This window comes from Spirosoma pulveris (assembly GCF_054781875.1).
The window spans coordinates 576,512-597,929 of the sequence record NZ_BAAGTO010000001.1; the positions used below are offsets into that span (position 1 = coordinate 576,512).

Annotated in this window: 17 protein-coding genes and 1 tRNA gene; 10 read left to right on the forward strand and 8 right to left on the reverse strand. The window is 49.1% G+C overall.

All coding sequences use genetic code 11. The features are described 5' to 3' along the window. Positions 1-48: 48 nt before the first annotated feature. A complete protein-coding gene (locus ACYVJM_RS02340; protein ID WP_461146593.1) occupies positions 49-858 on the reverse strand; it encodes an SDR family oxidoreductase in 810 nt (269 codons plus the stop codon). Between the two features lie 540 nt (positions 859-1,398). Between ACYVJM_RS02340 and ACYVJM_RS02345 the strand changes: the two genes are divergently transcribed. Then, positions 1,399-2,004 carry a T9SS C-terminal target domain-containing protein gene (locus ACYVJM_RS02345; RefSeq protein WP_461146594.1) on the forward strand — a complete coding sequence of 202 codons (606 nt, stop codon included), beginning with the start codon at positions 1,399-1,401 and terminating at the stop codon, positions 2,002-2,004. A gap of 135 nt (positions 2,005-2,139) precedes the next feature. On the opposite strand, the gene uvsE is transcribed toward ACYVJM_RS02345, so the two are convergent. Continuing rightward, positions 2,140-3,033, reverse strand: a complete 894-nt coding sequence (gene uvsE / locus ACYVJM_RS02350; protein ID WP_461146595.1) for a UV DNA damage repair endonuclease UvsE — start codon at positions 3,031-3,033, stop codon at positions 2,140-2,142. Positions 3,034-3,188: 155 nt separating this feature from the next. Between uvsE and ACYVJM_RS02355 the strand changes: the two genes are divergently transcribed. Next, positions 3,189-3,593, forward strand: coding sequence for a hypothetical protein (locus ACYVJM_RS02355; protein ID WP_461146596.1), 405 nt, complete (start codon positions 3,189-3,191; stop codon positions 3,591-3,593). 112 nt (positions 3,594-3,705) lie between these two features. On the opposite strand, the gene ACYVJM_RS02360 is transcribed toward ACYVJM_RS02355, so the two are convergent. After that, entirely contained in the window at positions 3,706-4,158 is a 453-nt protein-coding gene (locus ACYVJM_RS02360; protein WP_012926864.1) for an FKBP-type peptidyl-prolyl cis-trans isomerase, read from the reverse strand. Between the two features lie 277 nt (positions 4,159-4,435). Here ACYVJM_RS02360 and ACYVJM_RS02365 point away from each other — a divergent pair, with 277 nt between their 5' ends. Beyond that, on the forward strand, positions 4,436-4,795 hold the full coding sequence (locus ACYVJM_RS02365; RefSeq protein ID WP_461146597.1) for a PadR family transcriptional regulator: 360 nt from the start codon (positions 4,436-4,438) through the stop codon (positions 4,793-4,795). Between the two features lie 38 nt (positions 4,796-4,833). Continuing rightward, the gene (locus ACYVJM_RS02370; protein WP_461146598.1) at positions 4,834-5,358 is read left to right on the forward strand and encodes a hypothetical protein; all 525 of its coding nucleotides are present in this window, start codon (positions 4,834-4,836) and stop codon (positions 5,356-5,358) included. Between the two features lie 186 nt (positions 5,359-5,544). On the opposite strand, the gene proS is transcribed toward ACYVJM_RS02370, so the two are convergent. Next, positions 5,545-7,017 (reverse strand): proline--tRNA ligase, encoded by a 1,473-nt coding sequence (proS, locus tag ACYVJM_RS02375; protein WP_461146599.1) that lies wholly within the window; start codon positions 7,015-7,017, stop codon positions 5,545-5,547. Positions 7,018-7,309: 292 nt separating this feature from the next. Between proS and ACYVJM_RS02380 the strand changes: the two genes are divergently transcribed. Together ACYVJM_RS02380 and ACYVJM_RS02385 are read left to right on the forward strand one after the other, a co-directional pair. Then, positions 7,310-8,605 (forward strand): hypothetical protein, encoded by a 1,296-nt coding sequence (locus ACYVJM_RS02380; protein ID WP_461146600.1) that lies wholly within the window; start codon positions 7,310-7,312, stop codon positions 8,603-8,605. Positions 8,606-8,774: 169 nt separating this feature from the next. Further along, a complete protein-coding gene (locus ACYVJM_RS02385) occupies positions 8,775-10,355 on the forward strand; it encodes a hypothetical protein (protein ID WP_461146601.1) in 1,581 nt (526 codons plus the stop codon). 49 nt (positions 10,356-10,404) lie between these two features. Here ACYVJM_RS02385 and ACYVJM_RS02390 read toward each other — a convergent pair whose 3' ends face one another. From ACYVJM_RS02390 to ACYVJM_RS02400, 3 genes are all read right to left on the reverse strand, one after another. Beyond that, a complete protein-coding gene (locus ACYVJM_RS02390; protein WP_461146602.1) occupies positions 10,405-10,911 on the reverse strand; it encodes a shikimate kinase in 507 nt (168 codons plus the stop codon). Between the two features lie 105 nt (positions 10,912-11,016). Next, a complete protein-coding gene (locus tag ACYVJM_RS02395; RefSeq protein ID WP_461146603.1) occupies positions 11,017-12,159 on the reverse strand; it encodes a BT_3928 family protein in 1,143 nt (380 codons plus the stop codon). An 84-nt stretch (positions 12,160-12,243) separates the two neighbouring features. Next, a complete protein-coding gene (locus ACYVJM_RS02400; RefSeq protein ID WP_461146604.1) occupies positions 12,244-12,783 on the reverse strand; it encodes a DUF1599 domain-containing protein in 540 nt (179 codons plus the stop codon). 85 nt (positions 12,784-12,868) lie between these two features. Here ACYVJM_RS02400 and folP point away from each other — a divergent pair, with 85 nt between their 5' ends. The 4 genes from folP to ACYVJM_RS02420 all read left to right on the forward strand — a co-directional run bounded on the left by folP (position 12,869) and on the right by ACYVJM_RS02420 (position 20,536). After that, the gene (gene folP / locus ACYVJM_RS02405; RefSeq protein WP_461146605.1) at positions 12,869-13,726 is read left to right on the forward strand and encodes a dihydropteroate synthase; all 858 of its coding nucleotides are present in this window, start codon (positions 12,869-12,871) and stop codon (positions 13,724-13,726) included. A gap of 82 nt (positions 13,727-13,808) precedes the next feature. Continuing rightward, positions 13,809-13,881: transfer RNA gene (locus tag ACYVJM_RS02410), tRNA-Lys, on the forward strand. Between the two features lie 574 nt (positions 13,882-14,455). Continuing rightward, a complete protein-coding gene (gene gltB / locus ACYVJM_RS02415; protein WP_461146606.1) occupies positions 14,456-19,030 on the forward strand; it encodes a glutamate synthase large subunit in 4,575 nt (1,524 codons plus the stop codon). Between the two features lie 15 nt (positions 19,031-19,045). Further along, positions 19,046-20,536, forward strand: a complete 1,491-nt coding sequence (locus tag ACYVJM_RS02420) for a glutamate synthase subunit beta (protein WP_461146607.1) — start codon at positions 19,046-19,048, stop codon at positions 20,534-20,536. Positions 20,537-20,783: 247 nt separating this feature from the next. On the opposite strand, the gene ACYVJM_RS02425 is transcribed toward ACYVJM_RS02420, so the two are convergent. Continuing rightward, positions 20,784-21,302, reverse strand: coding sequence for a hypothetical protein (locus ACYVJM_RS02425; RefSeq protein WP_461146608.1), 519 nt, complete (start codon positions 21,300-21,302; stop codon positions 20,784-20,786). Between the last annotated feature and the right edge of the window lie 116 nt (positions 21,303-21,418).

Genomic DNA, 21,418 nt, shown 5'->3' on the forward strand with positions numbered 1-21,418 from the left:
CTATACCCTACTTCCTATAGCATACGTAGTACGACACACAGCTTCAACTTACCCATTATCAGCGAAACTTTCAAAAACGGTCATGCCGCCGTCGATGAAGATGCTGGCTCCTGTAATATAATCAGATTGATCGGAAGCAAGAAATACAGCCAGATTACCGATATCCGATGGCTGACCGATACGGTTATAGGGAATCAGTGTCATCAGGCTGTTCAGCGCTTGTGGCGTTTCCCAGGCAGACTTATTAATGGGAGTCTGGATGGCGCCGGGGCAAATACTGTTAACCCGAATGCCTTGGGGGCCATATTCCTGGGCCAGCGATTGCATCATTAATTTGATACCCCCTTTAGAAGATGCGTAATTGACATGTCCGGCCCAGGGAATTACTTCGTGTACCGAACTCATACAGATAATTTTACCGGTTGCAGACGAAACTTCTGGTCGTGGTCCACGGCGTAAGAACTCCCGGATGGCTTCCCGGGCGCACAAAAACTGTCCTGTCAGGTTCACCTTGATCACGGTGTTCCACTCCTCAAGAGTCATTTCATGAAATTTAGCATCGCGCTGCAAACCTGCATTATTGATCAAAATGTCAATTGTACCATACTTAGCCACAATATCAGCAAAAAGCTTGGCCACCTCCCCTTCTTCGCTTACGTCGCACTGAATGACTGTTCCGGAGCCACCCGCGTCGGTGATTTCTTTAAGCACCGCATCGGCCGATGACTTACTCTTATCGGAGGAGTGGTTGATAACTACCGTTGCACCCGCTTCTGCCAATGATTTAGCCACACCCGCGCCAATACCACTGCTCGACCCGGTGATTAAGGCAATCTGTCCCTGAAGTACTTTTTCCATACGATTTTATACTTGTTTATACAGTAAGACGAATCAACTGCCTTTGGTTTTGCGGAAACGTTTTGGTTAGCCAGATTTTAATGTCTGTACTTGGATAGTGCGCAACGAATGTGCGGTTGGGGCACGAAAAACGGACCGAGTTTCCGAACTAAAGTGTATCCGAATTAGAGTAAGCGCTCCTCCCGGTTTGCCCTTAAAGTCGGAATAGTTTCGGTCAGTTATTGTGAAAAACGAGCGCTATGATTTAGCCACAAGCACTAACTCTAAATTTATCATTTTCCAGAAATAGGATTATTAGGCACAAAATTAGGTGTACAAACGTATAGAGTACAAAAATTTAAAATTATTAGAAAAATACAATCTATAAGTGAAAAATAGGGACTTGTTGCACTTTTCCAATAAACGTCCTAATTTGCTCAGAAGGAATATAATTAAAATATGAAGTTTTCTTAAATAGCTGGTTATCAGTCGTCGGCCTATTGCGCTGAACTGCCTTTGTCGCACACCTTTGTCACGGTAAAACAAAAAAATTTCAAGCCAATGAAAAAATTCCGTGTAACAATCGCTGTAGTTCTGTCAGTCATGAGTTTAGCCAGTTTCCAGGGTGCCAAAGCTGACACAGGATCAGGAATGAGTGGTGTGAAAGTAGAAAAGTCCGAACAAAAGAAAGTACGTATTTATACACAACCGGGGACACCCGTTGACGTGGCACTGATCGATGCCGACGGCAACGTTCTCTACCGGGGCACCATCTCGAAAAAAGTCAAACAAACTACCTCGTTAAACCTGAACAATCTGCCCGACGGTCAGTATTTTTTGACAGCCAGCAATGATGCCTGGTGGATGTCGCAGGGGTTGACAATCAAAGGAAACGCGGTTAATGTCGACGAGCGGGGATTACAACAACTGACAGAGCCAACTGTAACGGCTTATGAGAAAAACAAGATCGAGCTGACATTACCTGCTAAGAACATCAACGAAGCCAGCGTGGCTATTTACGATGCGCAAAATGTGTTAGTTCAACTTGATTCGTTTAAAGGTTCAGTTCGTCGCTTTGATCTATCGGCTCTCCCCGATGGTGCTTATACCTTCGTTGTAGGTCCAAACGAGAAGAAATTCACGACCCGGGTAGACATCCAGCACTAAGCTGACCATTTATTCTGATAGCCCTCGGGCCATTCATTACTACACCTCATCTTACGAGTGGCCTGTCTTTTCGGACATGACAGGCCGCCACTCCATTCCCGCCCGCTGCTTTCTAACGAACGCAGCGGGCTTTTTTTATGCCAGCTGGCCCCGCAATTTTAAGATGGACAACTCTTTCATCTTCGACTCGAATACAATATCGACCTCCTTCCCATACGTATTCACGGCAGAGTAGAGCCAGTCGGCATGCGCTTCCTTACGGGCTTTGGGGTCTTCATGCTCCTGCCGCGAATCGGAAAAATGAAAAACAGGCCGTACGTCCCAGGTAGCATAGGCCGTTAGGAAAGCTTCCTGCTCGGTCTGCTGACCGGGGTTTAACGAGTGATGGAAATAATCGAAAACGATTGGCGTACCAATGGTGTCGTATAAATACAGTAGATCCTGTACCGTATACAAACTCGGCCGGTCGTCGTTTTCCACCGTCAGGCGGGCGCGTAGATTTTCGGAAAGTAGACCGAAATTTTTAGCAAACCGGGTCAGAGTGGCCCCTTTATCGCCATAGGTCCCGCCCGCGTGGATATTTATTTTGTTCCAGTGTGAGGGCACTAGCCTCATTAGATCGAACAACTCCGACTGGTATTCCAGATCCGTGATGGTGTTGTCCAAGACTTTACCTTGCCCGGCAAGGTGATTGAACGGACCGGGGTGAGTGGTTAACCGAATAGGCCGACTTCCGATTTCCTCAAGGGTTTCCCGAATATCGGCATAGTCGGGCAACGAACTGATTTTATACTCAGAGGCCCATGGAAACAAGTCGGATGAGATCCGAAATAGTTTAAACCCGTGCTCCAGATTCCAGTCGACAATTTTCAGCAAGTCCTGTACGTTTTTCAGGGCTAGTTCCGATGCATAGGCAATTCCTTTCTCGTAGAATGTCTTTTTAATCATTCCCCGATTTGTCGTGATTTTTTCTGCCTGTAAACTCAAATTTATGCAGGCATAGCCAACATTGAGCGGTGTTGATTCCATACGGGGATAACTAAAATGTCCATCTTCCAGTTTTAAGATAATGACCGTTCGTTCAAAAGTCGAGTTAGAAAGTCGGTAGTCATCGACAAGCGACTTATCTTCCCAAAAGAAGTCACACACTGGTTCAAAACATTTTCTGTCAGAAACTCTCCGAGATGAAAGACTTTACACACGACCAGATAAATGATATTGCCATTGCCTATTGCGATATGGCGCGTTCGCTAACTGAATTCCAGGTTTTGCACTGGCCAGAGCTTACCCATGAACAACAATTGGATTTGAATGCTTATCAGAATAGCTTACTGACCAGGGCGCATGATATACAGAATCGAACAACCCGGCCCGCTTTCCCAAATCCCTCTCAGATAGCAACCTGTATCAGGCTGGCTACAGAGAAGGCGCAGAAGAGCCTTCAACGAATTAATAATTTACCGGTTGCCCTAAATGTTGGCGCTATAACTGTGGCTATTGCCTCATATGCTGCCAGGGCTAATGCACAGGGTATCGACGTTTTACTGCGTGAACTGGAGGATTTGGAAAATTACCAGGCAGGCAATTAATCTTTATTGGTTAGCCTGTCAGGATTCTATTGGGAAACGTTTCACCAAAAAACGGTCAGGGCCATAATCTTTAAAAGATTATGGCCCTGACCGTTTCTGAACTAGTTTCTACTTATAGAATCAAACCCGAGGGTGATTTTACACCAACCAGCTCAATGTCAAACGTTAAATCCTGCCCGGCCAATGGATGATTGGCATCCAGCGTCACGTTCGTATCAGTCAACGTACGAACAATAACCGGGATAGGTCTTGGATTTCCATCTTCATGCATATTCAGGGTCATGCCTACCTCAAGTGGTATATCTGCTGGAATATCAGAGCGCTCCAGAGTAAAAATCATTTCTTCATTGGCTGGTCCGTAGGCGTCCTGAACGGGTATGTTAATCGTTTTCTTTTCGCCCTGGTTCATGCCCGTTACACCATCATCGAACCCTTTAATAACCTGCCCACTGCCAACAGTGAACTCCAGTGGTGTACGACCTTCTGATGAATCGAAGATCGTTCCATCACTTAGTGTTCCGGTATAATGTACCTGAACGGTATCGCCAGATTTTGCTTGTGCCATATTGCTATGTTGTTTTCGTAAAAAAGTTAACGTAAAAGTACCGGAACTTCCGGCAAAAGAATGGGCTATACGCTAACTTTTGACCAACTACCTACCGGGTCCAAAAGTTCACGGCTCAGCGAAGCAGTACCATTACGTTTCTATTTGCAACTACTTAATAGGCTGCTTTATAGGCAAAATAAAATTTATACTTAAAAAATTCATCATTTCGCGCTATATATCGGATTCTTTTATATATATTTACTAACAGCAAGTCAAACTAATTGAATTGAAGCCTATGGAACCATCAGGAAACGAGTTTTTGAGAGGTACGCTCAAAACGATCGTACTGAAACTTTTAGCCGAACCAGGACCGGGCAGGATGTATGGCTATGAAATTACACAGGCAGTAAAAGAGCGCACTCAGGGGCAGATTGCGCTTTCGTTTGGGGCATTATACCCTGTTTTGCATAAGCTGGAACAGGAGGGGCTGTTATTAACGGAAACCGAAGAAGTGGAAGGCAGGCTCAGAAAGTACTACTCATTAACCCCTCGTGGCAATGAAGTTGCCGTTCAAAAAGTCTCTGACTTTGAGCGATTTATGGAAGTCATGCGTCAACTCCTGCAATTACCCGTCCAGTTAGCACCAAGTCATTAACCAGTTACTTTCTTCACGGTTTAAACTGAACTATCGTCATGGAAAAACTCAACCCTCAACAACTGGCGACGTTACACAACCATTTGATTCAATCCGGCTCAACAGATGTGCTGATTGAAGAACTTCTCGACCACCTCGCGTGCGAGGTCGAACAGTATCTTTGGCTTGGTCTTTCTTTCGACTCGGCACTTAGCAACGTCCTCGAGCAAGCTAATATTAAAGCCGTCCGGCACCTGCGCGAAACGTACCAGATTGAACTGGCCATGACTGATGAGCAACTGGAGCATGCCAGTTTGGACGATATTGTCTTCGAGTTTCGCAATAAAGCCTATGGCGCCTATGATTTACGACGGGCATACCCGATCAATCTGCGAAATGCCTTTATCATGACTCTTAGCCTGTTCATGATGGGTATGGCTATGATGGATAGACTTGGTCGGCCTACATGGTCGTATTTAAGCCTGAGTGGCGCAGTTTGGCTCCTTGGCCTGTGCGGTGTCACATTTGCAGTTGTTAGCTGGTACCTCCAGCACCTACGTCAACAGCAGCTCTACATGCGGTAAAGGTGGTTCGTGGTAGTTAATAATTGGTAGCTATCCTACACCATTAAGCACCTACGTAGCCTTGAACTGTATTTTCTTAACCACACAGGCACAAAGTGTACAGCGTTCGATTTGGTAAAAGAACGCTGTACACTTTGTGCCTGTGTGGCTATTTAATTTTCAGAAACTTAAGCCTCAATCTATACCTCAATAAGCGCGGGCAAACACAACGCGCCCTGTCGATGGTTTACCCGATAGAATATCGACACCCTCTTCGGCCTCCTGATCAAATGGTATACAGCGGATTGTTGCCTTTGTAGCTTCTTTAATAGCCTCTTCCGTTTCGCTGGTACCATCCCAGTGAGCAAGGATAAACCCGCCTTTATCAAGCTGTGCCTGAAACTCGTCAAACGTATCTACTTTGAAAGTGTTCTCCTGGCGGAAGGTTTTTGCTTTAGTATAGATTGTCTCCTGGATGTTCTCGAGCAGATTCTTAATGTGTTCAGTCAATCCTTCGAACGGGACGGTTTCTTTGGTTTTCAGATCTCTACGGGCAATTTCTACTGTTCCGTTTTCAAGGTCACGACCACCCATAGCCAATCGGACGGGCACACCGCGCAGTTCGTACTCGGCAAATTTCCAGCCGGGCTTGTTGGCGTCAGAATCGTCGTACTTAACCGAAATACCCGCTTTCTTCAACTCCTGAACCAAAGGCTTTATCTTAGCCGATAGCAATTCCAGTTGCTCTTCGGAGCGGTAAATCGGTACGATGACAACCTGAATGGGTGCCAGCTTTGGGGGCAATACCAAACCATCATCATCCGAGTGGGCCATGATCAGGGCACCCATCAGACGGGTAGATACTCCCCAGGATGTACCCCACACATAATCAAGTTGATTCTGTTTGTTCAGAAACTGAACATCAAACGCTTTGGCAAAATTTTGTCCCAGGAAATGTGAGGTTCCGGCCTGTAAAGCTTTCCCATCCTGCATCATGGCTTCAATACACAATGTATCGTCTGCACCGGCAAATCGTTCGTTAGCGGTTTTTGTCCCTTTCACGACCGGTAAGGCCATCCACTCCTCAGCAAACTGTGCGTAGATGTCGAGCATCTGTCGCGTTTCGAATTTTGCTTCTTCGGCTGTAGCGTGGGCTGTATGGCCTTCCTGCCAGAGAAATTCGGCCGTGCGCAGGAAAATTCGGGTACGCATTTCCCACCGAACCACATTGGCCCACTGGTTTATGAGTAACGGCAAATCACGGTACGACTGAATCCAGTTTTTATATGTACTCCAGATAACCGTCTCGGATGTTGGGCGAACGATGAGTTCCTCTTCGAGCTTAGCCTCCGGGTCAACGATAACCCCCGAACCATCTTCTGCGTTTTTCAGGCGGTAGTGCGTTACAACGGCGCACTCCTTGGCAAACCCTTCAACGTGCGAGGCCTCTTTGCTTAGAAACGATTTGGGAATAAACAGCGGAAAGTAAGCGTTCTGGTGACCCGTTTCCTTAAACATGTCATCCAATGCACGTTGCATTTTCTCCCAGATTGCAAACCCGTAAGGTTTGATAACCATACAGCCCCGAACCGCCGAATTCTCGGCGAGATCGGCTCGTTTAATTAACTCATTATACCACTCGGAGTAGTTTTCACTACGGGACGGAATCGCTTTAGCCATGCGTTATTTTAGTCAGTTGCGGTCGAAAATTGCCAGCTTGTTGTCTATATCCTCACCGGGTTCAGCCTGTTTGAAACCAGATGAGGTTACTGTATACCAGCGGATGATTCCGGACCAAAAATTAACTTTTTTTAAGTTGGTTTAAACCTTTTGTATCAAATTGGAATCTAACATGTAGATAACTTGCAAAGATAGGTTTTTACTCTATTTTTGTAATCAAACAGGTCATTCCTGTGTTATATATTGAAGAAGTTCTCTACATGAGCCTTTGTTACTCTAATATCCTGGCCAAATGAAAACGCAACCCTTATATCGCTTCCTGTCACTGGCGGCTTTGTTGGGTATCTGGAGTTGTACCTCCAGTCACCAAACAGCGCAAAACGCGGGTGAAATGGATGATTTGTATGGTAACTCCGGCAATGCGCCCGTGTATGCCAGCAATTCATCAGACTACTCTTCGGTTGCCCCGCTAAACGGTCGGCAGCAACGGCAGCGGTCATCTCGTAACGCTAATCCCGATTATAATGATGATCAGCAATACGGTACAAACGGTGGTACAAATTCAGATGAGTATTACACTGAGTTAAGCGCCCGTAAGTTGAACCGTGGTCTTTCGCCCGATCCGGGTTGGAATGAGACGGATTCCTATAACTCCGGTTTTGTAAACGGCTATAATGCCGCGTCGACCTCTGCTTATAGCTGGAACCGCTGGGGCTTTAACAACACCGGCTTCTACAGTGGGCTGGGACTTGGCCTTGGCCTGGGTGGATTTGGCGGGTACAACCGGTTTGGCTTCGGCTTCGGTAGTCCCTTCTATTCGCCCTATTATGGCAGCGCCTTTGGCTATTCGCCCTTCGGGTACGGCTATGATCCATTTTACAGCTCTTATGCTTACGGTGGATTTGGCGGTATGTACAGCCCATACTACTCACCCTTCGGCTATGGATACGGCAGCTATGGCGGGTATTATGGCAATCCGGTTTATGTAAACAACGTTTATGTATCTGGTGCTGACCCTTACCGAAACAGAACCTATAACAGAACTACAGATCGGACGTCAGGCCGGTACAATGCTGCTTTTGACAACACGGCTCGTACCTACAATCCGAATGGGGGCCGTAGCGCCAATACCGGGTCTGCTTCGTCAAGCAACCGGGGTAACAGCGATGGGTATTATGCCCGTCCGAGCAATGGCAGCAGCCGGGGTTCTTATTACTACGACAACAGCGCGGGTTCCAGCAGCAATGGCCGTTCGGGCAATGCCGTAACGAACGCGCCTTCGTACAACAGTAACTCAGGCGGTGAATATTATGCCCGCCCACGGGAAAGCAGCCGGGGTAGCTATACGCCTTCGAGCGGCAGCGGTCGTAGTGGAAGTGGCTTCTCACAATCACAGCAAAGCTACCAGCAGCCATCTTACCAAAGCCAGAGCCGCAGTTACCAGCAACCAAGTTACCAGCAGCCAAGCTATAGCGCACCGAGTCGTACCTATAGTGCCCCAAGTGCTCCCAGCTATGGTGGTGGTGGAGGGGTTTCCTCCGGTGGCGGAGGTGGCCATTCAAGTGGTGGCGGACGTGGCCCACGATAGTTTTAAAAATTAATGTAAAAAAATCCCCGCTGATCAGGACAATTGGCGGGGATTTTCGTTTTGTAAGTGTTGCGATGACTACGCATTTTATGAAGCCCGATTAAACATTCATTTGATTAATCAGTCTAAGCCCTACAACGTAGTACACGCCACCAATCGCTTTATACACATGAACAAGCAGTTCTATTTTTCGATGGCCCTGGTGCTATCATCTTCGTTGGCATTTGGCCAGGGAGCCGCCTTCGACTACGCAGATGATGCCTTTCGTTTCTCCGATTTTACGCAGAACGGTACTGCCCGTTTCCGGGCACTCGGTGGTAACCATGCTTCCCTTGGTGGCGATGCCAGTAACCTCTTTGGAAATGTCGCCGGGCTGGCCTTCTACAACCGTTCCGAACTAAGCATCAGCCCGAATTTTACGTCGGTCAGCAACCAAAACTCGTTTTTGGGCCAGCAGACAACCAGTACGGGCAGCAAAGTAAACGTAGGCCAGTTTGGTCTTGTACTCGCGGGAAAATCCACGGGAAGCAGCCGTTGGCGACGGACGGCCTTTGGCATTACGTATTCCCAGTCGGCTAACTTCTTTGACTACACGGATGCCAGGGGACTAAATAACAACCCAAACTCATCTATTGCTCAAACGTATATCAATGCGGCCAACAGTGCTCAGTACAGCGAAAAGGAGCTTAGCGATTCGTTCCTTCCAGGAAGCCGGAGTGCAGATTTCAGGGAAGCCGCTGCTTACGGTCTCTATTTGATCAATCCTACCGAATATAGCCCTACTAGTGCTGGTCCGCCTTATACTCGCTTCGATGCTACCCGGCAAAAAGACCAGCGGGCAACCCTTAGCCGTTCAGGTGCTCACTCGCAATGGTCTATTGCGTACGCGGGCAACCTGGATGATAAGCTTTATATCGGTGGCTCCATTGCGTTGACCCATCTACGGTATTCCTCAGAGTACACGTTCCTGGAAATACCCGTCAATGGAACCGTATTTAATAATTACGGACAAGTGAACAGTTTCAGTGTAAAGGGAAACGGGATCAATGCTACCCTCGGCTTAATTTATAAACTTAGCCCTCAGCTTCAGGTTGGTGCCAATCTGATAACCCCTACGTTCAGCAGTGCCAACGAAGTGTTTTCTCAGACCTTAACCGCTGTTGTCAAAAGCCCAAATCCCGAAAATATTACGCTGAAAACGAATAGTGTTGACGTGGTGGACCCATCGAATAACTTCGAGTATTCCTTACAGACTCCTTTACGGGCATCGGGTGGCGCTACGTATTTCCTTGGCAATAACAAAATCGGTTTCATTACCGCTACGGCTGAATATGTAGGCTATCAAGGAATGCGGGTACGGACATCGGCATTTTCAAATCAGCAGGATAACACCGATTTCAAAAATGACGTAAAACGCTTTGTACAGGAAACCTATCAGAACGTGGTCAACGTACGGGCTGGTGCCGAGATCCGGGCAGGTCTGTTGCGGATTCGTGGCGGAGTAGCCTATTTGCCCAGCGCCTATAAGCTAGACCTCGATCGGGTAGCGAAAACTGATCGGGATAAGATTTTGCTATCGGCAGGACTGGGCGTCCGAAATGAACGATTTTTTGCCGATATAGCCGGCTCTTACCTGACCTACAAATCGGGCTTTACAGCCTTCGAACTTCCTAATGCCGTCGATACGCCCACGCTTTCAACTAATAACCGGAACACAAATCTGATGCTTACGGTAGGGGTATTTTTCTGAGCCCAAGTATTTATAATGACAAAAGCGACCCTAAGGGTCGCTTTTGTCATTATAAATACTTCCCAACACGTTGCAGTATTTCTTCTTCCGTTGTTTCGCCTGAAATAATAATGTGGGCCTGTGTGTAAATTGGAAGCCGACTGGTGTGGCGGGCCTTTAAGACCTCCGTCAGTTTTGGATCTGCTGCGTTATTGAGTGGCCTGTCTTCCTGCGCATGCGCCGTTATTCGTTGTACCAGCACATCGACGGGTACATCCAGAAATACTGAAACGCCCGTTGAGTTTATATAGGCCATGTTGTCGTGAAAGCAGGGCATCCCACCTCCTGTTGAAACAACCATATTACCTCCGGGCCGTATTGTGCGCAACACCCGACGCTCGGCCTCTCGAAAATACGCTTCGCCCGATTCGGCAAAAATTTCGGCAATGGTCCGACCTTCCTCTCGTATAATTAGTTTATCGGTATCGACAAATCGATAGTGCAGGGTTTCAGCCACTCGCTTACCCAGTGTACTCTTGCCAGATGATGGCATGCCAATTAAGAAGATATTTTTCAAGGTTAGAAGTCAGGAGTTAGGAGCGAGAAGGGAGAAGTGTGAGTAAGGAGTCATTTTATGACATTTATGATGCGTCAGCAACTCCTCACTCCTCGTTCCTAACTCCTATTTACTTAAAGAAATTACCTCTGCTGCGTCGGGTGTTGAATTAAAGTGCCACTTCCCTTTCACAACGCCATTATCTAATAGCCAGGTACCAGGATTTGACCGCATGATGGTCTTCAGAACGGTGGCATCCGCCTTATAATACGGCACTGTTTCAAGCTGAAATTCTTTACGGAATGCCTTTATCTCGTCATCGCTGGTGGAGGTCAGTATATAGGCTGTCACAGCCGAACCCTTTAGCCCTTCTACCAGAGCCCGGATCGCGGGCAAACTGCCGGCATCAATATCCGCCGTGTTTTTAACAATAATAAACAGTTTTTTTCCCTCGAATGTCTGCTGAGTGAAGTCGCCTTCGTCGTTCCAGATGCGGTAGTCGGTGATTTTGGGTTTGGCATTCGGGTTTACCAGCACCATTTCCTTGAATTTGTAGCTCTGATCGGTCGGGTACTGCTCAAACTCCGCGGTCTTGCCCTCTTTCTCCATCACGTACTTGTACCGCATCGGTTCGGAAGGCTTCATGCCGCCTGGAATGCTTTTGCCAACGGCATAGGGCAACATATCAATTGGCGGCAGAAACTGAACCGCGTATATACCCAGACCAAGCGTGAGCACGATTGTGATACCAACCAGCCAGCCCGTATTCCGGGAACGCAGCCGATTGCGGTGGCCTATGATGAATAAGATGAGCACCATCAGGACGATGTCTTTCGTAAAGGATGTCCAGGGCTTTAATTTTATGGCATCGCCAAAACAACCGCAGTCGGTTACCCGGTCGAAGTATGCGGAGTAAAAAGTCAGGAATGTGAAAAAGGTAATCAGAAAGAACAACAGCCAAACGGTAACTTTGGGTTTGTACGAAGCCAGTAAGGCAACACCAAGAATCACTTCGGCAGCACAGAACAGCACGGACATAGCCAGAGTGAATGGCACCAATGCCATGAAAAAATTGTGCATGAACGGCAGATCTTGCGCAAAAACTTCAAAATATTCCTCAAACTTAATCTGCGTACCTACCGGATCATTCAGTTTGATCAGCCCGGAAAAAATAAAAACGATACCGACCAGAATACGGGCGATACGGGCGGCAATCAACATGGGTGGCGTGCCGGTTTTAACTTTAGGTTGCGCTGTCGGTGTATTCATATTTACAATTACGAATGAAGAGCTATCAATGAAGAACAAGAGAAGATAAGGCTACCTTGTTCTTTACTACGAACTTTTCATTCTTCATTCAATAGTCAATTTGATTAAACAAAAAACGGCGTAATTGATCATATCCATATAATTGGCATCAACCCCTTCCGAAACCAGTGTATTACCCTGATTATCCTCGATCTGCTTGGTACGCAGCAACTTCATCAGGATAATGTCGGTCATTGAACTTACACGCATCTCGCGCCAGGCTTCCCCGTAATCGTGGTTCTTGGCAAAAAGCAGCTCAATAACCTGGCCAACTTCATGATCATACAGCGTTTCGAGTTCGTCGGTGGGAATTTCAGTGCGCTTATCATCTGCTAACCGCAACTGGATCAGAGCCATAACGCTATAATTAATAATCCCAACAAACTCAGGCTCTATTCCCTCACCCACGCGGCTCACGCCCGTTTCCTGCAACGTTCGAATGCGCTGGGCTTTAATATAAATCTGATCGGTGATACTTGGCAGGCGTAATATCCGCCAGGCGGTTCCATAATCCTTGTTTTTTTTAAGGAACAAATCTTTGCAGCGTTGGATAACCTGCCGATATTCGGATTCGGTATTGTGCACGGTTTTCAGTTTACGGTCTTCAGTTCAGCATTGATTTAAGGCTCGTTTACCGTAACCCGCAACCCGCAAACCAAAAACTAATTTCATGCCGAAAGTTACAAAAAAAACGCTGAACTGCCGGGGGCGGCTCTTCGATTTAGGCCAACCGGCCGTCATGGGCATCCTAAATATAACCCCCGATTCATTCTTTGCCGGAAGCCGCGTTTCCCTGGATGAAACCCTTTCCCGAGCTAGCCAAATGATGACAGACGGGGCCTCTTTTTTGGATATTGGCGGGTACTCTACCCGGCCGGGTGCCGCAGAAGTAAGCCCATTGCAGGAAGCGGACCGGGTCCTTCCGGTCATTGAATCAATTTTGAGCAACTTCCCTGAAGCCCTGATCTCCATCGACACTTTTCGCGCTTCGGTAGCCCGGCAGGCTGTCCATGCCGGGGCCTGTCTTATTAATGATGTATCCGGAGGAACACTTGACTCGGCCATGTTCGAAACGATTGGCAACTTGGCCCGTTCGGGGCGGGGCGTTCCCTATGTTTTGATGCACATGCGGGGAACTCCGCAGACCATGCAATCCATGACCACCTATCGACAATTAACGGTTGATGTGATCGATGAACTCGCCATCCAGTTGGCCAGGCTGCGTAGCCTGGGAGCAATCGACATAATTTTAGATCCCGGATTTGGCTTCGCCAAGACGCCCGCACAAAATTTTGAGCTGTTAAGTAAGCTGGACGAATTCCATGTATTCGAGGAACCCCTCCTGGTTGGTTTGTCGCGTAAAACGACCATCTGGAAAACCCTGAATATCAAACCGGAACAAGCGCTGAATGGAACGACAGTACTTAACACGGCAGCCTTGTTGAAAGGGGCATCTATTTTGCGCGTTCATGACGTTCAGGAGGCCGTTGAGGCCGTAAAACTCACTCAAAAAATTAATTTTCTTTGAGTGGGGTATTGCGTTTACCAAAACAATTGCCTACTTTTGCATTCCCAAACGACGAACACCCCCTGTTAGTTAAACGGGAAACGATCTGGTAGCTCAGCTGGTAGAGCAATACACTTTTAATGTATGGGTCCTGGGTTCGAATCCCAGCCGGATCACAAAACTTCAAAAGCCGCTCATTGAGCGGCTTTTTTTATGTCTTCGCCTTAATCCAGCCCCCTTTAGTTTTTTAAGTTTCAGCGTTACATGCTACGCTTGGTAACGACCCCTTCTCTATTCTTTTTCAGCGTTACAAGGACTACGGATACAGGCTCACACCCTAGCTTATACGCTTTTCTCTTAGCTGACTGGCTTGATTTTCCTGCTTCTTTTTTTAGAGTCTGAACCTATTCTTTGAAAAGGCAAAAAATGACAACTATAAGCTACTATTTTAGAGCAAAGTAGACCCATGCTGGTTTACAAATTGTTATTTGCCAAGAAGAATTATAATCAAAATCACAATAAATACCGCCAACTATAAAATTCTGACAAAGGCAGTTTTTGCCAAATTTTTTTAGTAGTATATTGCGTGACTTTGTCACAAACGCCCGTCAGCCCGGTTGTATCTTCTGCTTTAGTTTAACACCAGGCTACCCTGTTAATTTAGATTTTCTTAATTTTCGCCCTAGTTCTTTGCGATTTTGGCAATCAAAGTCAGGATGAACAACGGCCTTACCCAACACTGTTACGACCATGTCTGATCAGGTTGACCAATTGGCGGGGCTCTACCGCCCCGAGTTTGAACACGACAACTGTGGTATCGGCTTTGTGGCCCATATCAAAGGCCGCAAGTCCCACAAGATTGTTTCGGATGCTCTCCAGATGCTTCGGCGTATGGAGCACCGGGGTGCAGTAGGTTCCGAGCCAAATTCTGGCGATGGTGCCGGTCTGCTCATCCAGATTCCGCACGAATTCTTTGTGGATGAAACCCGTAAGCTGGGCGTTCACCTCCCTCCTGCACTCGAATATGGTGTAGGTATGGTCTATTTTCCAAAAGATGTTTGGCTTCGCGAAGAATGCCGGGCCGTGCTTAACCGAAAAATGAAGATGCTCAATCTTGAGCTTCTTTGCTACCGTGTTGTGCCGGTAAACAACAACGACTTGGGGAATGGCTCAAAGTCTGCCGAGCCGCAGATGGAACAGGTGTTTATTAAACGCCCGGCCGACGTAACCAATGCAGACGATTTTGAGCGTAAACTTTACATTCTTCGGAACTATAGTACCCGCATCATCAACGAGACAATTGCGGGCGTAGATACGTTCTACTTCTCGTCGCTCTCGTGCCGGACAATTACCTACAAAGGGCAATTGACGACGCTTCAGTTGGAACCTTATTTCCCGGATCTTCAGAATGAAGAAGTAGTATCGGCACTGGGCGTGGTTCACTCGCGCTTCTCGACCAATACTTTCCCATCTTGGAAACTGGCCCAACCGTTTCGGTACATTGCTCACAATGGGGAGATCAATACGGTTCGCGGAAACGTAAACTGGATGAAGGCGGCCGAAGGTCTGCTGGAATCGTCGAAGTTTACGAAAGACGAAATGGACATGCTGCTGCCCATCTGCGACCAGCGCCAGTCCGATTCGGCTAACCTCGACAATGCCATTGAATTGCTGGTCATGAGCGGGCGGTCCTTGCCGCACGTGATGATGATGCTCGTTCCGGAAGCCTGGGACGGCAACGAACATATGGACCCCATGCGGAAGGCGTTCTACGAATTCCACGCAGCTCTGATTGAGCCCTGGGATGGTCCCGCATCGATTTCCTTTACCGACGGCCGTATCGTTGGCGCTACGCTCGACCGGAACGGTCTTCGTCCGTCGCGATTCTGGGTGACGAATGAGGATGTCGTTATTATGGCGTCTGAAGTAGGTGTACTCGACATTGACCCCGCTACGGTGGTATCGAAAGGCCGTTTACAGCCCGGCAAGATGTTCCTGGTCGATATGGAGCAGGGACGGATTGTGGCCGACGAAGAAATTAAAGCTGAAATGGCCGGTCGTCAGCCGTATCAGAAATGGCTTGACGAAAACAAAGTCCGGATTCAGGATCTGGAAGCGCCCATTCGGCAGTACAGCAATTACGAACCAGCCAAGCTTCTCCGGATGCAGCAGGCTTTTGGCTTCACGTCCGAAGACTTGCGCATGATTCTGGCACCGATGGTCGAAACGGGGAAAGAAGCCCTTGGTTCCATGGGTACCGACGTGCCCCTGGCGATCCTGTCGGAGCAGAGTCAGCACATGAGCCACTACTTTAAGCAGTTGTTTGCGCAGGTGACCAACCCGCCCATCGACTCCATTCGGGAACGGTCGATCATGTCGCTGATCTCATTCGTAGGCGCTACCTACAACCTGCTGAGCGAGTCGCCCAAGCACTGCCGCCAGGTAGAGCTCGACCAGCCGGTACTGACGACCAAAGAGTTTGACAAGCTCCGGTTTATCGACAAGCCAAACTTCCAGGCCAAAACTATCAACTGTCTGTTCACGGCCGATGGTCAGGGTAAATCCCTGGAGCGGGCACTTGACCGGATTTGCCGCTATGCCGAAGATGCCATTCAGGACGGATACTCCATTCTGGTGCTGTCCGATCGGGCCATCGACTCCAGCCACGCGCCCATTCCGTCGCTGTTATCGACCTCGGCCATTCACCACTACCTGATACGTCAGGGATTGCGAGGTAAAGTTGGTATTGTGGTTGAAGCGGGCGATGTGTGGGAAACGCACCACGTCGCTACGCTTATTGGCTATGGCGCATCCGGGGTGAACCCGTACATGGCGTTCGAGACCATCGCTAATATGAAAGAGAAAGGCTTGCTGGCCGTGGATTACGACCTCGACAAGCTCTTCAAAAACTACATCAAAGCGGTTAACGGCGAGTTGCTCAAAATCTTCTCGAAGATGGGCATCTCCACGCTTCAATCGTACCAGGGTGCTATGATCTTCGAGTGCCTGGGGCTGAACGAAGAGGTCGTTAGTCGTTATTTCACCGGCACCGTTTCGCGCATTGGCGGCATGGGTCTGGACGAAATAGCCCGCGAAATTCTGGTGCGTCACTGCGTGGCGTTCCCGGATATGCCCGTGTCGGCACCACGCCTGGAAGTGGGTGGTATCTATCAATGGAAACAGCGGGGCGAAAAGCACATTTTCAACCCGGATACGATTCACCTGCTGCAACAGTCGACCAAGAAGAACGATTACTCGATCTTCAAAAAGTACTCCAAACTGATCGACGACCAGACTCAGAAAGCCATTACGTTGCGGGGTCTGTTGAAATTCAAGAAAGGGGCATCTGTCCCCATCGAAGAAGTAGAACCCATCGAAAGCATCTTCAAGCGCTTTGCGACGGGTGCTATGTCGTTCGGGTCGATTTCGTGGGAAGCCCACACCACCCTCGCTATTGCGATGAACCGCATCGGCGGCAAGAGCAACTCCGGCGAAGGTGGCGAAGATGAACTGCGCTATACCCCGCTTGAAAACGGCGACAGCATGAACTCGGGTATTAAGCAGGTAGCATCGGGCCGTTTTGGTGTCACGAGTTATTACCTGACTAACGCCCGCGAGCTTCAGATCAAAATGGCGCAAGGTGCCAAGCCCGGCGAAGGTGGTCAGCTGCCCGGCTTTAAAGTAGACGACTGGATCGGTCGGACGCGTCACTCAACCCCTGGTGTGGGTCTGATTTCGCCCCCTCCTCACCACGACATTTACTCGATTGAGGATCTGGCCCAGCTGATCTCTGACTTGAAAAACGCCAACCGGGCTGCCCGCATTAGTGTGAAGCTCGTGTCGGAGGCCGGTGTCGGTACTATTGCCGCCGGTGTTGCCAAAGCCCACGCCGACCACATCCTGATTTCCGGACACGATGGCGGTACGGGAGCCTCTCCCCTGTCGTCGATCCGGCACGCGGGTCTGCCATGGGAGCTGGGATTGGCCGAAGCGCACCAGACGCTGGTTCGCAACAAATTGCGCGGCCGCGTAACGGTACAGGCCGATGGTCAGATGCGTACCGGTCGGGATCTGGCGATTGCCGCCCTGCTCGGCGCTGAAGAATTCGGTGTAGCCACGGCCGCACTGGTAGCTACGGGTTGTATCATGATGCGGAAGTGTCACCTGAACACCTGCCCGGTGGGCGTGGCGACGCAGAACAAAGAGCTTCGTGCCCTGTTTACCGGCAAGCCCGAGCATGTCGTGAATATGTTCACCTTCCTGGCAATGGAGCTGCGCGAGATCATGGCTGAACTCGGTTTCCGCACCATCAACGAAATGGTTGGCCAGGCTCAGATGCTCGAACTGCGTGACAATTTGCCGCACTGGAAATACAAGAAGGTTAACCTGAACGCTCTGCTGTATAAAGAGCCCACCAATCTCGATGTGGCACTTTACAAGCAGGAAGAGCAAAATCACTACCTGGATGACGTCCTCGATCGGAAACTGATCGAACTGGCGCAACCGGCGCTGGCAACAGCAGAAGCCGTGTATGGCGAGTTCTCCGTTCAGAACATCGACCGGAGCATAGGCACCATGTTATCCAACGAAATCTCCAAAGTGTACGGTGGTCCGGGTCTTCCCGACAGCACCATCCATATTAAGCTGCGGGGTACGGCAGGACAGAGCTTTGGCGCCTTTGCTACGGCGGGTATCAAACTGGAGCTGGAAGGCGACGCAAATGACTACTTTGGTAAAGGCCTTTGCGGGGCTCAGCTGATCGTCTATCCAGACCGCGCTGCTCAGTTCAAACCGGAAGAGAACAGCATCGTTGGTAACGTATCGTTCTATGGCGCTACCTCGGGTGAAGCCTTCATCCGCGGCATGGCCGGTGAGCGTTTCTGCGTGCGTAACTCGGGAGCCAAAGTCGTGGTCGAAGGCGTGGGCGACCACGGTCTCGAATACATGACAGGTGGTTTAGCCATTATTCTGGGTCAAACGGGGCGCAACTTCGCGGCTGGTATGTCGGGTGGTGTGGCGTACGTGTTCGATAAGGACGGCACCTTTGCCTCTAAAGTTAACCCCGAAATGGTGAACTTGGAATCACTCACCGACGAAGACCAGGGCATTATCCGGGAGTATGTGGAGAAGCATTTCCAGTACACGACAAGTAATCTGGCACTGGCACTTCTTGAAAACTGGAATGAGCAGATCGGCCAATTTGTGAAAGTGATGCCGACCGACTTTAAGAAGGCTCTGGCCGGGCGGGGCATCTCGCTGGCCGATCAGATTCGCGACAAAAACATTGTTTATCAGGACATAACCGTAGATGTGACGCACGGGTAATTGCGAAGTAAGAATATGGGAAAACCTACCGGATTTTTAGAATTTACGCGCGAACTACCGAAAAAGCGCGACCCGCAGGAGCGGATTCACGACTACAAAGAAATTGAAGTTCAGTTTTCTGAACAGGACTCCCAGCGGCAGGCTGCCCGTTGTATGGACTGCGGGACGCCGTTTTGCCACAGCGGTTGTCCCCTCGGGAACATCATACCAGAGTTCAACGACGCGGTCTATGAACAGAACTGGGCTTATGCTTACGAGATTCTGTCAACGACCAACAATTTTCCGGAGTTTACGGGTCGCATTTGCCCGGCTCCCTGCGAAGCATCGTGCGTATTAGGCATCAACAAACCACCCGTTGCTATTGAGTTCATCGAAAAATCAATAGCCGAGGTCGCTTTCGAGCGTGGGTACGTTACGCCTAAACAGCCTAAAGAACGTACCGGCAAACAGGTTGCTGTCGTTGGTTCGGGTCCTGCCGGTCTGGCAGCGGCTGCCCAACTAAATAAAGCCGGACACACGGTAACTGTTTTCGAACGGGCCGACCAGATTGGTGGACTCCTACGCTACGGTATTCCCGATTTCAAACTCGAAAAGTGGACCATAGACCGGCGTCTGGCGGTAATGGAAGCAGAAGGCATTACCTTTAAAACGGGCGTAAATGTGGGCGTTGACATTAAAGCCAATGCGTTGCTGGACCAGTTTGACCTGATCATGCTAACGGGCGGTTCTACTGTTCCCCGCGATCTACCCATTCCGGGCCGGAATCTGAAAGGCATTTACCCGGCGATGGAATTCTTAAGTCAGCAGAACAAACGCAATGCAAATCTGCCGGTGGAAGTTGATCACCAGGGTGCCAAATACGGTGATGGTGAACTGTGGGCTACGAACAAAAATGTGGTGGTCATTGGTGGTGGAGATACCGGTTCTGACTGCGTAGGTACTTCCAACCGACACGGAGCATCCAGTGTGACGCAAATCGAACTGATGCCGATGCCACCGAAAGACCGGGCCGAGAATACACCCTGGCCCAACTGGCCCATGATGCTCCGCACCAGCACCTCACACGAGGAAGGCTGCGACCGGCACTGGTCCATCAACACCAAAGAATTTATCGGCGATGAAAACGGCAATCTGAAAGCCCTGCGTATTGTTGACCTGACCTGGAAAAACGAGAACGGTCGTATGCAGATGGTGGAACTGCCCGGATCGGAGCGCGACATTCCCTGCGAACTGGCGTTGCTGGCTGCGGGTTTTCTACACCCACAACATAACGGCCTGCTGGACGATCTGGGCGTCGAGTACGACGAGCGCGGCAACGTAAAAGCAACCAACTACCAGTCGACGGTGAACCCGAAGGTATTTGCCGCTGGCGACATGCGCCGGGGCCAATCGCTGGTCGTTTGGGCGATTTCGGAAGGCCGCGAAGCCGCCCGTGCCGCAGACTGTTACCTCATGGGTGAAACCAGGCTGGAAGCAAAGGCCGTTTCGATGATTGCAGTGGAGTAGTCAATAACTTTATATTGACAAAAAAAAGCCCGGCGTCAGATGATTCCGGGCTTTTTTATTAAGTTATATTTTCAGTTGTCAGCGAATCTAACATGCACGAATACGCTACCTGTAGCTTAAAAATGACAGACTTCCTGTGGGCCTTTCACACATTAGATTCTATCCGATCATTTACTCGTTCAGCATTAGTTAGACAAAAAACAGCCGGCCAAAATGGCCGGCCGTTTACTCCTCTCCCTTCTTTAAATTAATATCCAAAAGGTCTGTTCCCTGACCCACGATTGTTGCCATACCCTCCGTTGCCATAACCCCGGCCCCGATCAGCCATACGCTCGTAAGGCCGCATCCGCTCAATAACCCGGTCGCGCTGTTCCGGTCCGAGAACGGCCATCATATCGATAAATTCGCGCTGTCTGGCTTGACGGAAGAAGTCGCGCTGGCGTGGATCTCGGGCATTGATATTTTGCGTTTGCTGGCTGAACCGCTCGCGGATTCTGCGTATTTCACGCTCCTGCCGACGAGTCAGGTTCAACTCCCGATCCCACCATTCCAGATGACGTTCAAACTGGTAATCGTCATAGTCGTAATTGTAATTCTGCTGGCCATAACCCGGATAGTTCCTGTTCTGGTTATAGTCTGGTTGCTGGTTGTACCCCGGCTGTGATGGGTAGTTGGAGTTGGGCGAAGGGTAGCCATAGCGCTGTGCCCAGGCGCCAGTAGAAAGTAAGGCAACGAATGTGGCGGCAGTGATCAGTACTTTTTTCATGGTAGTGAATTGTTTCAGGTTGTATTTGTCCTTTTGAACAACTCTCCTACAAATGGTTTAATTAATTCTAAAAATTAATCTAAAAAATGCCCGCTTAAGCGATAAACTACATATTC